The organism is Achromobacter ruhlandii, assembly GCF_002082135.1.
In the GTDB taxonomy this organism is placed as follows: domain Bacteria; phylum Pseudomonadota; class Gammaproteobacteria; order Burkholderiales; family Burkholderiaceae_B; genus Achromobacter; species Achromobacter ruhlandii.
The window spans coordinates 5,295,026-5,306,931 of sequence record NZ_CP017433.1; the positions used below are offsets into that span (position 1 = coordinate 5,295,026).

The following is an 11,906-nucleotide window of genomic DNA, read 5'->3' on the forward strand; positions in this document are numbered from 1 at the left end:
CATGCCCGCATGGCGGGAGTCCATTCCCGATCGGCTCCAAACCATTCGCTTGGAGCTTTCCATGAACGCCAATCCCAAATTCCTGGCCGCCACCGCCGAAGTCGACGCGGCCGCGGTCGCCCCGTTGCCCAAATCCCGCCGGGTCTACGAGGTCGGTTCCCGTCCCGACATCCGCGTACCGTTTCGCGAGATCGAGCAGGACGACACGCCCACCATGTTCGGCGGCGAAAAGAACCCGCCGCTCACCGTCTACGATTGCAGCGGCCCCTACACCGACCCCGACGTCAAGATCGACATCCGCCGCGGTCTGCCGGAAGTGCGCCGCGCCTGGATCGATGAGCGCGGCGACACGGAAGTGCTGTCCGGCCCGACCAGCGAGTACGGCAAGCAGCGCCTGACCGATCCCAAGCTGACGGCCATGCGCTTCGACCTGCAACGCCCGCCGCGCCGTGCCGTGGCCGGCGCCAACGTCTCGCAGATGCACTACGCGCGCCGCGGCATCATCACGCCCGAAATGGAGTACGTGGCGATCCGCGAAAGCCTGCGCCGCGAGCACTACCTGCAGACGCTGCGCGACAGCGGTCCGGACGGCGAGAAAATGGTCAAGCGCCTGCTGCGCCAACACCCGGGCCAGTCGTTCGGCGCCGCCATCCCGGCCGCCATCACGCCGGAATTCGTGCGCGACGAGATCGCGCGCGGCCGCGCCATCATCCCCGCCAACATCAACCACCCGGAAGTCGAGCCGATGGCGATCGGCCGCAATTTCCTGGTCAAGATCAACGCCAACATCGGCAATTCGGCCGTCAGTTCGGGCATCGGCGAGGAAGTCGAGAAGATGACCTGGGCGATCCGCTGGGGCGGCGACACGGTCATGGATCTGTCGACGGGCAAGCACATCCACGAAACGCGTGAATGGATCATCCGCAATTCGCCGGTGCCGATCGGCACGGTGCCGATCTACCAGGCGCTGGAGAAGGTGGACGGCAAGGCCGAGGAACTGACCTGGGAGATCTTCCGCGACACGCTGATCGAGCAGGCCGAACAGGGCGTGGACTACTTCACGATCCACGCCGGCGTGCGCCTGCCGTTCATCCCCATGACGGCGGACCGCATGACGGGCATCGTCTCGCGCGGCGGCTCGATCATGGCCAAGTGGTGTCTGGCACACCACAAGGAAAGCTTCCTGTACGAGCGCTTCGAGGAAATCTGCGAAATCATGAAGGCCTACGACGTCAGCTTCTCGCTGGGCGACGGCCTGCGCCCGGGCTCGGGCTATGACGCCAATGACGAAGCCCAGTTCGCGGAACTGAAGACGCTGGGCGAGCTGACGCAGGTGGCCTGGAAGCACGATGTGCAGGTGATGATCGAAGGCCCGGGCCACGTGCCGATGCAGATGATCAAGGAAAACATGGAGCTGCAGCTGGAACATTGCCACGAGGCGCCGTTCTACACGCTGGGCCCCCTGACGACCGACATCGCGCCGGGCTACGACCACATCACCTCGGGCATCGGCGCGGCGCTGATCGGCTGGTACGGCACGGCGATGCTCTGTTACGTGACGCCCAAGGAACACCTGGGGCTGCCGAACAAGAAGGACGTGAAGGACGGCATCATCACGTACAAGATCGCGGCGCATGCGGCGGACCTGGCCAAGGGCCATCCGGGCGCGGCGATCCGCGACAACGCCTTGTCGAAGGCGCGCTTCGAGTTCCGTTGGGACGACCAGTTCAACCTGGGCCTGGATCCGGACACGGCCAAGGAGTTCCACGACGAGACGCTGCCGAAGGACTCGATGAAGGTGGCGCACTTCTGCTCGATGTGCGGGCCGCATTTCTGCAGCATGAAGATCACGCAGGACGTGCGCGACTACGCGGCGTCGCAAGGCGTGAGCGAGAAGGAAGCGCTGCAAAAAGGCATGCAGGAGAAGTCGATCGAGTTCGTGAAGAAGGGCGCCGAGGTTTACCACCGGCAGTGATCTTCTGAACGGATTTTGCCTTTGCCGGGCTGGTCGCTGATGGCGGCGGTTTGGTGGACTTGGGGCGATATGAAAGGCCTGGATGCGTTGCTCCAGGCCTTTTTTGTTATCCGTGGTGTTTTTTTGCGGAGTTGGTCTGATCTTGGGTTGCGGAGGTTCTCGTGCTTGGGCCGCCCGGCACGGCGGCGGCGTGGGGAAGCGGGGCTACGATAGCAGTCCGGAGCGAACGCTCCGGACTGCTATCGTGGGCGCCCGCCATCGGGTCCGCCCGATCGAGGGGCGACCTACGAAGCGCCTTCCCCCCGCCAACAAGCCCTTCTTACAGCAACTTCCCCGGATTCATGATCCCCTTGGGATCCAGGACCCGCTTGATTTCCCGCATCAACCGCAACTCCAGCGCGTCCTTGCTATGCAGGAAATGATCCCGCTTCAGCTGCCCGATCCCGTGCTCGGCACTGATGCTGCCGCCGTAGCGGTTGACCTCGTCCAGGACCGCGTCGGTGATGGCGGCGCCGTGTTCGGCCACCCAGCCGCGCTCGGCGCCAGCGGGGCGCGACAGGTTGTAATGCAGATTGCCGTCCCCGAAATGGCCGAAGATGAAGGGGCGGATGTCCGGGTACAGCGCGCGCACGCGGGCTTCGGCCGACGCCATGAAATCGGGAATGCTCTCGATGGGCAGCGACACATCGTGCTTCAGATGCGGGCCATCGGCGCGCTGCGCTTCGGAGATTTCCTCGCGCAGCTTCCATAGCGCCTGCAACTGCGCCAGCGACGCGGAGACGGCGGCGTCCAGGCACAGGCCGCGCTCGAGCGCGGTGCCGATCACGTTTTCCAGCAGCGCCGTCAGCGCCGCTTCGTCGGTGGTGTCGGCCAGTTCGACCAGCACATAGGCCGGATAGCGTTGGTCGAACGGTTCCTGCACGCCCGCGGCGTGGGTCAGGACCAGGTCGAGGCAGTCGCCGGAGAAATACTCGAAGGCCTGCAGGCGCGCGCCGCATTGCTCGAACAGGATCTCGAACAGCCGCAGCGCCTGGGCCGGCGATTCGACGGCGGCCAGCACCACCGAACGCACATCGGTGCGCGGATACAGGCGCAGCGCCACGGCCGTGATGATGCCGAGCGTGCCTTCGGAGCCGATCAGCAGTTGCTTGAGGTCGTAGCCGGTATTGTCCTTGCGCAGCGTGCGCAGGCCGTTGAAGATCTCGCCGTTGGGCAGCACCGCTTCCAGGCCCAGCACCAGCTCGCGCGCCATGCCGTAGCGCACCACGTTGACGCCGCCGGCATTGGTGGCGACGTTGCCGCCGATCTGGCTGGAGTCTTCGGCGGCCAGGCTCAACGGCAGCAGGCGGCCGGCATCCTGCGCGGCGCGGCGCAGGTTGCCGAGGATGCAGCCGGCTTCGGCGACCATGGTGTTGGCGACGGTATCGATGGCGCGCACGCCGTTCATGCGGTCCAGGCTCAACACGACGTTGGCGGGCGCGGCATCGGGCGTGGCGCCGCCGCACAGGCCGGTATTGCCGCCGCGCGGCACCACCGGCACGCCGGCTTCGTTGCAGAGCGACAGGCAGGCGGCGACCTCGGCGGTGGTGCGCGGACGGACCACCGCCTGGGCGTGGCCGTTGTACAGGCCGCGCCAGTCGGACAGCCAGGGCGCGATATCGTCGCTGGCGGTGAAGACGGTGTCGGGGCCCAGGGCCTGGACCAGGCGCTGGGCGATGTCGGTTGTGCTCATGATGTCTGCCTGGAGGCGGGAAAGAGGGAATCTAGGCGCAGGCGGCTGGCCGCCTGGCGCAGGTGGCTTTCGGCCATGAGACGCGCGCGCGGGGCATCCCGGTCGCGGATGGCCTCGAACACGGCGACGTGCTCGTGGTGCACGGCATCGGTCATGCCCGCCAACTGGCGGCTGTTGGCGCGCGCGGTGGTGACGGCCAGGCGCAACTGCAGGTTCAGGTATTGCAGCAGGTCCTGGTAGAAGGGGTTGTGGGTTGCCGCCGCGATCGCCAGGTGAAAGGCGATGTCATGCTCGACCCCGTGTTCGGGATGGTGCTGGTGGCGTTCCAGGTCGGCCAGGGCGCGCGCCATGGCGTCCAGGTCGGCGGCGCCGCGGCGCTCGGCCGCCAGCGCCGCCGCGCCCCCTTCCAGTTCCATGCGCAGTTCGTAGACATTGGCCAATTGCTCGCGGCTGACGGCGATATCGGCGGGCACCTGGAAGCCCTGCGCGCCGGTGCGCGCCAGCACCACGCAACCCGAACCCTGGCGGCTCTGGATCAGGCCCTGCGCGCGCAGGCGTTCGGTGACTTCGCGAATGACGGCGGCACTGACGCCGTACTGTTCGGCCAGGACGCGGCCGGATGGCAGCTTGGCGCCCACGGGATAGACCCCATGGGCGATGTCGCCCGCGATCTGGCGGGCGACCTGTTCGGTCAGGGTCAGGCTCTTGGTCAGCATAGCGATCGAGTATAGCGCATACTTTTCAGGTTATCTGATAACTTTTGATGAAGCGGGCCGGCTTTTGCCCCCGTGCGGAGACGACTCAGGCCACTGCGGTGGCGTCGCCGGCCTGGAGCACGTCCTCGGCGTCCGGCAGGCCCGCCACCGAACAGCGGCGGCCGCCGCGCGCCTTGGCGCGGTACAGCGCGGCATCGGCGGAATCGAGCACTGCCTGGGCCTTGCGATTGGCGCCGGAGATGATCGAAATGCCGATCGACAGCCCGACGCTGACGCGGGTGCCATCGGCCAGCACGATGGGCTGGCTGGCGTCATGCAGCAGGTGGTTGCCCAGCCGCAGCGCGGCGGTGGCGTCGATGCCGGTGGCCAGCACGATGAATTCATCGCCGCCGATGCGGGCGGCGACGTCATCGACGCGCAGCATGGCACGCATGCGTTGCGCAATGGTCTTCAGGACGTGGTCGCCGGCGGCATGGCCATGGGTGTCGTTGATGATCTTGAAGTCATCCATGTCCATGTAGAACAGCGCGGCGGCGCTGTCGTGCTCGCGCGCGCTGGTGCAGATACGCTCGAGCGCGGCTTCCAGCCCGGCGCGGTTGGCCAGGCCGGTCAGGGCGTCCTGGCTGGCGCGGCGTTCGTTCTCGCGCTCGGCGAGCATGGTGGACACCAGGATGCGCCGCAGCCGTTGCGAGGCGATGCTCATGCTGACCAGGTAGAACGGAATCTGGATGAAAACGATGGCGGTGACGTATTCGCCGGCGAACAGCGCGCCCAGGCACATCGGCCCCAGGCTCAGGAAGATCATCGCCGCCACCAGCCGTGGCGCGCCGTAGTTGCGAAAGCAGATGCCGCCGGCCATCGCGCCGCAGGACACGCCCGCCAGCGTGGCGGCCAGCCAGTCGTGATTGAGGAAAGTGACGAAGACCCCGTAACCGACGCTGAAGGCCCACAGCAGGGCCAGCACGATGTAGATGTCGGTGTGGGTGTTGCCGCCGCGGGCGGCATTGCGCAGGGCCGAGCGCAGCACGGTGACGCGCACCACGGCCAGCAGGACCTCGAGTATCAGCCAGGAGAGATAGAGCGGCTCGGGCCGGCGCCAGGCCACCACGCCGGAGATCATCAGGGTGTTGATGACGCCGCCCGCGAAAATCGGCAAGGTGCCGAACAGACTGGCGATCAGGGCGGCGCGGATATCCGCGGGCGTATCCTGCCCGGAATGCGTCAGCCAACGGGTCAGCCGCCACTTGGGCAGGCTGAAGCTCAATCCTGTGTCCACACCGTTACGTCCAAAGCTGCCTGCCCTTGAGCGGTAGGCTGGCTGGCGTTATAGCAGGTATTTCAAGCCTTTAATATTGTCCGCGAGGGCAATGGCCGACGGATTTTTTGAGGGACGGAATAACGCGACGTCAGTGCCCGCGGGCGCCGCAAACGGCGCATTCAGGGTCGCGCTGCACGTTGACGCTGCGCCATTGCATGGTGCGCACGTCCAGCCACAGCAGCCGCCCCGACAGGCTTTCACCCACGCCGGACAACAGCTTGAGGGCCTCGGCCGCCTGCATGCTGCCGATGATGCCGACCACCGGCGCGAACACGCCCATGGTGGCGCAGTTGGCTTCCTCGACGTCGTCTGCCTCGGGAAACAGGCAGTGGTAGCACGGCGCGTCCGGGTCGCGCAGGTCGTAGACGCTGACCTGGCCGTCGAAGCGGATGGCGGCGCCCGACACCAGCGGCTTGCGATGCTGCACGCAGGCGCGGTTGATGGCGTGGCGAGTGGTGAAATTGTCGGTGCAGTCCAGCACCAGGTCGGCCTGCGCCACCGCGTCGGACAGGGCCTGGCCCTGCAGCCGCTCGACGCGGGCATGCACGCGGGTCTGCGGATTGAAAGCCGCCAGCATGTCGCGCCCGGACTCGGCCTTGGGCCGGCCCACGCTGGAAGTGGTGTGCAGGATCTGGCGCTGCAGGTTGCTGAGTTCGACGACGTCGTCATCGGCCAGCGTGATGTCGCCGACGCCGGCGGTGGCCAGGTAGAGCGCGGCGGGCGACCCCAGTCCACCCGCCCCTACGATAAGCACTCGCGCCGCCAGCAGTCTTTCCTGCCCTTCGATACCCAGCTCGTCGAGCAGGATATGGCGGGCGTAGCGCAGCAGTTGCTCGTCGTTCATTTGTCCTTGCTGGGCTCGACTCCGGTCGGCGTGATCTTCATGCGCTGGGCGGTGCCGGCGCCGGGCTTGGCGTCGGCCTTGGCCTGGGCGCGGGCCGAACCCTTCTGCACCGGCTTGCCGGCCAGCAGGTTGATCGCCTGCTGCAGCTGGAAGTCATCCTTGCCGCCGAATTCGAATACCTTGGTCGGCACGTCGACGTTGTCCTGGTCCGAGTTGGACTTCACTTCGTTGGCCGTGCCCGGGTTCGACAGGTGGCGTTGCAGGTCGGCTTCGCGCGGCAGCCGGAACAGGTCGCCATCGGCGGTGTCGGCCACGACGTAGTCGGGCTCGATGCCGGTGGCCTGGATCGAACGGCCGCTGGGCGTGAAGTAGCGCGACGTGGTGAGCTTGACCGCGGTGGTTTCCGACAGCGGCAGGATCACCTGCACAGAGCCCTTGCCGAAGGTGCGGTTGCCCAGCACCTTGGCGCGCTTGTGGTCCTGCAGCGCGCCGGCCACGATCTCGGAAGCCGAGGCCGAACCGACGTTGACCAGCACCACCATCGGCACGGTCTTGGTCCAGGCCGGCAGGCCCGACAGGTAGTTGCTTTCGCCGCGGGCGTATTCCGACGGGGTCGCCAGGTACTTGTGGCGGGCGTCAGGGGTGCGGCCGTCGGTCGACACCACCAGGGCGTCGGCCGGCAGGAACGCGCCGGACACGCCGATGGCGCTGGTCAGCAGGCCACCCGGGTCATTGCGCAGGTCGAGCACCAGGCCCTTGGGGGCTTCCTTGGCGCCCAGGTCCTTGAGCTGCTTGGCCAGGTCGACGCCGGTCTTCTCCTGGAACTGGGCGATGCGCACGTAGGCCACGCCGTTGTCCAGCATCTTGCTGCGCACGCTGCGCACCTTGATGATGTCGCGCACGATCTTGAGGACGATCGGCTGCGGCCGGTCGGCGCGCATGATGGTCAGCGTGATGGGCGACTTGGGCGCGCCGCGCATGAGTTTGACGGCGTCGTTCAGCGACATGCCCTTGGTGGGCGTGTCGTCGATCTTGATGATGAGGTCGCCGGCCATGACGCCCGCGCGCGCGGCGGGGGTGTCCTCGATGGGCGAGATGACCTTGACGAAGCCGTCTTCGGCGCCGACCTCGATGCCCAGGCCGCCGAACTCACCCTGCGTGGCCGTCTGCATTTCGCGGAAGGCGTCGGCATCCAGGTAAGCGGAATGCGGGTCCAGGTTCGACACCATGCCGGAAATGGCATTGTCGATCAGCGTCTTGTCGTCCACCGACTCGACGTAGTTGTTCTTGATGGCGGCGAAGACGTTGCTCAGTTGCCTGAGTTCATCCAGCGGCAAGGGACTGCCGCGCTGGGCGACAGCGGTGACGCCCACGCTGAGCAGGACACCTGCCACCGCACCGATGGCAATCAGACCGAAACCGCGAAACTTGCGAGTGCTCATGCACACTTCCCGAATGGTTTTCGCCCTTGAGGGTTTTTGGCTTACTGGGCCAGCCACTGGGCTGGATCCACAGGAGCGCCGCGATGGCGAATTTCAAAGTATAGGCCGGATTCCACTTGGCCGCCGGTTGCGCCTACCGAAGCAATAGTATCCCCCGCCGCGACGGAATCGCCCACCCGTTTGAGCAGACTTTGGTTGTAAGCATAGACGGTCAGATATTGCTGGCCATGATCCACAATGATGAGGTTGCCGAAGCCCCTCAGCCAATCGGCATAGACCACCGTGCCGGGGGCCACCACCTTTACGGGGGTTCCCTCGGGCGCGCGCAGCACGATGCCGCGCCAGACGCCGCCGTCCGGGCGATCGACCCCGAAACGGCCCTGCACCTGGCCACGCACCGGCGCCGCCAACCCGTGGCGCAGCCCGTTGCCGCCGCCTACCGGCGCGGCGCGCGGGGTCTGCTGGACCGATGCAGTTCGGGTTGGAGTGGATTCCGCCTCCGCGGGTTCCGCCTTTTTGGGAGGATCCGCGGGTTTTACCGGGGGCGGCGCCTCGGCCTGCCCGGTCAGGCGGGTATGGCGCGAATCGGCGGGGCGCAGGCCAGCGGCGTCGGGATCGGCCACGGCCACGGGCCCCCGCGCCTGGCGCGACGCGGCCTCGACCTGTTCGCGCGCTTCGGCGGCCTCGCGGGCCTCGCGCGCGTTACGGTCGCGACGGGCATTGTCGGCCGCGGCCTTGTCGGCGGCCGCCTTGCGGTCGGCCTCGGCCTTCCTGCGGGCCTCCTCGGCGCGGCGCTCGGCTTCGGCCTTCTTGCGGGCTTCTTCGGCGCGGCGGGCCTCCTCGGCCTTGCGGGCTTCCTCTGCGCGGCGGCGCGCCTCTTCGGCCTTGCGCGCCTCTTCGGCCTGCTTGACGATGGCCGCGTCCAGGTCGGTGATCAGGCGCGAGAGTCGCTGGTCGTCACGACCCAATTTGTTGGCTTCGGCGCGCTGGGCGGCGATCTGGCCTTCCAGCTGCGCCAGCAGCGTGGCGCGTTCCTTTTGCTGGGCGACCAGGGCGGTTTTCTGCTCGGAGGTCTCCGCCACCAGCTTTTCGATTTCGGCGCGGCGGGCGTCAGCGCGCCCCTGCAGCGCCGCCAGGCGGTCGATATCGGCCCGCAAGGCCTCGACGGCGCGGGCACGGGCCTGGGATACATAGTCCAGATAGCCGAGGTTGCGCCCCAACACCTGGGGATCGTCGCCCGACAGCAGCGCTGTCCAGGGCGACAGGCCGCTGGTGTACTGGGTACGCAGTTGGTCCGCCAGTTCGACGCGACGCTTGGCCAGCACAGCCTGCTGGGCGGTGATCTGCTTTTCCAGGCCGGACAGGTCGGTGGTCGCCTGGCGGTTGGCGTCGGCCAGTTCCTTCAGGCGCAGGTTGATTCGGGAGATCGCCGATTCCGACTGCTTCAGGGCGTCGGCGGCTTCCTTGCGGGCCGCTTCGCGCGTATCGATATCCTTTTGCAGGTTCTCGATACGGTCGCGCAGCTGCGCCTGCTGCCTTTCGGCTTCGGACTGGCGGCCGGCGAGATCGTTGGGCGCGGCGCCCGCCGGCAGCGCTCCGCCGGCCAGCATGACCGCCAACAACCATCCCGCCTTGCGCACCATGTATCAGTCCTTTTTCGCCTTGCCCTGGGCCGCGACGGCGGCCATGGCCGCCTCGATCTCGGCGGCATCGCCCAGATAATAGTGGCGGATGGGACGCAGGTCATCATCCAATTCGTACACCAGCGGCTGGCCGGTGGGGATGTTCAGGTTGACGATGTCGTCGTCGGACACGTTGTCCAGGTGCTTGATGAGCGCGCGCAGGCTGTTGCCGTGGGCCGCGATGAGCACCTTGCGGCCGGCGCGGATGGCCGGAGCGATGGATTCGTTCCAGAACGGCAGCACGCGCGCCACGGTGTCCTTCAGGCACTCGGTGGCCGGCAACTGGTCGGCCGGGATCTTGGCGTAGCGGCTGTCAAAGCGCGGGTGGCGCTCGTCGTCCAGCGACAGGGGTTCCGGCGCGATGGCGTAGGCGCGGCGCCAGATCAGCACCTGCTCGTCGCCGTACTTGGCGGCGGTTTCCGCCTTGTTCAGCCCCTGCAGGGCGCCGTAGTGGCGCTCGTTCAGGCGCCAGTTCACGCCCACCGGGGTATACATGGCGTCCATGGCGTCCAGGGCGATCCACAGGGTGCGGATGGCGCGCTTGAGCACCGACGAGTAGGCCAGGTCGAAGGTGTAGCCTTCCTTCTTGAGCAGTTCACCCGCCTTGCGGGCCTGTTCACGGCCGGTTTCGGTCAGGTCGACGTCGGTCCAGCCGGTGAAGCGGTTTTCCAGATTCCACTGGCTTTCGCCGTGGCGCATGAGAACGAGTTTGTGCATGGTTTGGCAGGCGTGTAACGCGGGTTAAAGTTGCGGAATGCGCTCATTTTATAATTGAGCGATTTTGCCCTTGATTTTGCCCCGGCGCACCCGTCAATTTCGCGGCGCGGCGCGTCAGGGTTCGCCCTTACCAGGCTAGACGCCGCACTTCAGGATGCCCCGTGGACCTTCTGCAATTCTTGCTCGATAAAAACAACATCTTCATTGTCGCCGTAACCCTCGTTTCCGGCGTCATGCTGGCCATTCCCGCCCTGCGCAAGGGCCGCACCGGCTCGGCCGTGAGCACCACGGAAGCCATCCAGATGGTCAACCAGCGCCAGGCCGTGTGGGTCGACGTGCGCCCCGCTGAACAGTTCCAGGCCGGCCACATCGCCCAGGCACGCAGCGTGCCGGCCGCCGACCTGGAACAAAAGGCCGCCTCGCTGCCCAAGAACAAGCCGCTGGTCGTGGTTTGCGACAATGGCCGTGATTCCGCCCGCGCCGCCGCCAAGCTGCGCGCGCAGGGCTTCGCCGACGTCGTGCCGCTCGAGGGCGGCATGCGCGCCTGGCTGGCCGCCAGCCTGCCGGTTACCCAGAAGGGTTGAACCCGGGCGACGCGCCCCCATCTTATCGACAGAATCCGCCTGGAGCGCCTATGAATAAAGTTGTCATGTACAGCAAGGACTATTGTCCCTATTGCGCCCGCGCCAAGGCGCTGCTGGAGCAGCGCGGCGTGACCGACCTGGAGATCATCCAGATCGACCGCGAACCCGGCCAGCGCGATCGCATGATCGAACGCACCGGCCGGCGCACGGTACCGCAGATCTTCATCGGCGATACCCACGTCGGCGGTTGCGACGACCTGATGGCGCTGGACCGCTCGGGCGGCCTGACCCCATTGCTCAACGGCTGAAGCCCCTTTTTGCCCCTCCCACCAACGGAAACACTCATGGCTGATCAAGACCAAAACACCCAGCAAGAAGGCGGCAACGACGCGCCCTCGTTCAATCTGCAACGCGTCTACCTGAAAGACCTTTCGCTGGAAATGCCGAACGCGCCCCACGTCTTCCTGGAGCAAGAAGCCCCCCAGGTCGAAGTGAGCATCACCGTGGGCGGCCAGCGCCTGGCCGAAACCGTGTTCGAAACCACGGTCACGGTCACCGTCACCACCCGTGTCAATGACAAGGTCGTGTACCTGGTCGAAGGCACCCAGGCCGGCATCTTCGAAGCCGCCAACATTCCCGAAGAACAGCTCGACCCGCTGCTGGGCATCGTCTGCCCGACGATGTTGTACCCGTACCTGCGCGCCAACATCGCCGATGCGATCACCCGCACCTCGATGCCGCCGCTGCACCTGACCGAAGTCAACTTCCAGGCCCTGTACGAACAACGCCTGGCTGAACTGCAACAGCAGCAAAGCAATGCCAACGGCAACGGCAGCGACTCGGGCATCATCCTGCCCGCCAGCGCCACCCGCCAATAAGGCGCACCGCGGCGCTCC

The 11,906-nt window shown here is 66.7% G+C and carries 11 protein-coding genes; 4 read left to right on the plus strand and 7 right to left on the minus strand.

Going from position 1 to position 11,906, the window contains the following annotated elements:
- Nucleotides 1–61: 61 nt before the first annotated feature.
- The gene (gene thiC, locus AruCF_RS24020) at nt 62–1,975 is read left to right on the plus strand and encodes a phosphomethylpyrimidine synthase ThiC (protein WP_049076743.1); all 1,914 of its coding nucleotides are present in this window, start codon (nt 62–64) and stop codon (nt 1,973–1,975) included.
- A 319-nt stretch (nt 1,976–2,294) separates the two neighbouring features.
- Here the strand turns inward: thiC and AruCF_RS24025 are convergent, their stop codons facing one another.
- From AruCF_RS24025 to gpmA, 7 genes are all read right to left on the minus strand, one after another.
- Nucleotides 2,295–3,707: an FAD-binding oxidoreductase gene (locus tag AruCF_RS24025; RefSeq protein WP_049076744.1), complete on the minus strand. Its 1,413-nt coding sequence runs from the start codon at nt 3,705–3,707 to the stop codon at nt 2,295–2,297.
- Nucleotides 3,704–4,423, minus strand: coding sequence for a FadR/GntR family transcriptional regulator (locus AruCF_RS24030; protein WP_049076747.1), 720 nt, complete (start codon nt 4,421–4,423; stop codon nt 3,704–3,706). Before AruCF_RS24030 ends, AruCF_RS24025 begins: the two co-directional genes overlap by 4 nt.
- Before the next feature lie 85 nt (nt 4,424–4,508).
- Entirely contained in the window at nt 4,509–5,699 is a 1,191-nt protein-coding gene (locus AruCF_RS24035) for a GGDEF domain-containing protein (RefSeq protein ID WP_049076749.1), read from the minus strand.
- 130 nt (nt 5,700–5,829) lie between these two features.
- A complete protein-coding gene (locus AruCF_RS24040; RefSeq protein WP_049076750.1) occupies nt 5,830–6,585 on the minus strand; it encodes a HesA/MoeB/ThiF family protein in 756 nt (251 codons plus the stop codon).
- Nucleotides 6,582–8,027 carry a S41 family peptidase gene (locus AruCF_RS24045; protein WP_049076753.1) on the minus strand — a complete coding sequence of 482 codons (1,446 nt, stop codon included), beginning with the start codon at nt 8,025–8,027 and terminating at the stop codon, nt 6,582–6,584. The genes AruCF_RS24040 and AruCF_RS24045 overlap by 4 nt, the downstream gene beginning before the upstream one ends.
- A 41-nt stretch (nt 8,028–8,068) precedes the next feature.
- On the minus strand, nt 8,069–9,670 hold the full coding sequence (locus AruCF_RS24050) for a murein hydrolase activator EnvC family protein (protein ID WP_080977520.1): 1,602 nt from the start codon (nt 9,668–9,670) through the stop codon (nt 8,069–8,071).
- 3 nt (nt 9,671–9,673) lie between these two features.
- The gene (gene gpmA, locus AruCF_RS24055) at nt 9,674–10,426 is read right to left on the minus strand and encodes a 2,3-diphosphoglycerate-dependent phosphoglycerate mutase (protein ID WP_049076754.1); all 753 of its coding nucleotides are present in this window, start codon (nt 10,424–10,426) and stop codon (nt 9,674–9,676) included.
- Between the two features lie 161 nt (nt 10,427–10,587).
- Between gpmA and AruCF_RS24060 the strand changes: the two genes are divergently transcribed.
- The 3 genes from AruCF_RS24060 to secB are packed head-to-tail and all read left to right on the plus strand — an operon-like array spanning nt 10,588 to nt 11,888.
- Nucleotides 10,588–11,010 (plus strand): rhodanese-like domain-containing protein, encoded by a 423-nt coding sequence (locus AruCF_RS24060; protein ID WP_049076757.1) that lies wholly within the window; start codon nt 10,588–10,590, stop codon nt 11,008–11,010.
- Between the two features lie 50 nt (nt 11,011–11,060).
- On the plus strand, nt 11,061–11,318 hold the full coding sequence (gene grxC / locus AruCF_RS24065; protein ID WP_006391755.1) for a glutaredoxin 3: 258 nt from the start codon (nt 11,061–11,063) through the stop codon (nt 11,316–11,318).
- A 36-nt stretch (nt 11,319–11,354) separates the two neighbouring features.
- Nucleotides 11,355–11,888 (plus strand): protein-export chaperone SecB, encoded by a 534-nt coding sequence (secB, locus tag AruCF_RS24070; protein WP_049076759.1) that lies wholly within the window; start codon nt 11,355–11,357, stop codon nt 11,886–11,888.
- Nucleotides 11,889–11,906: the final 18 nt, after the last annotated feature.

Coding starts and splice junctions, on each gene's coding strand:
- thiC (WP_049076743.1), top strand. CDS start 62: ATGAACGCCAATCCCAAATTCCTGGCCGCCACCGCCGAAGTCGACGCG.
- grxC (WP_006391755.1), top strand. CDS start 11,061: ATGAATAAAGTTGTCATGTACAGCAAGGACTATTGTCCCTATTGCGCC.
- AruCF_RS24025 (WP_049076744.1), bottom strand. CDS start 3,707: ATGAGCACAACCGACATCGCCCAGCGCCTGGTCCAGGCCCTGGGCCCC.
- secB (WP_049076759.1), top strand. CDS start 11,355: ATGGCTGATCAAGACCAAAACACCCAGCAAGAAGGCGGCAACGACGCG.
- AruCF_RS24030 (WP_049076747.1), bottom strand. CDS start 4,423: ATGCTGACCAAGAGCCTGACCCTGACCGAACAGGTCGCCCGCCAGATC.
- AruCF_RS24040 (WP_049076750.1), bottom strand. CDS start 6,585: ATGAACGACGAGCAACTGCTGCGCTACGCCCGCCATATCCTGCTCGAC.
- AruCF_RS24045 (WP_049076753.1), bottom strand. CDS start 8,027: ATGAGCACTCGCAAGTTTCGCGGTTTCGGTCTGATTGCCATCGGTGCG.
- AruCF_RS24050 (WP_080977520.1), bottom strand. CDS start 9,670: ATGGTGCGCAAGGCGGGATGGTTGTTGGCGGTCATGCTGGCCGGCGGA.
- gpmA (WP_049076754.1), bottom strand. CDS start 10,426: ATGCACAAACTCGTTCTCATGCGCCACGGCGAAAGCCAGTGGAATCTG.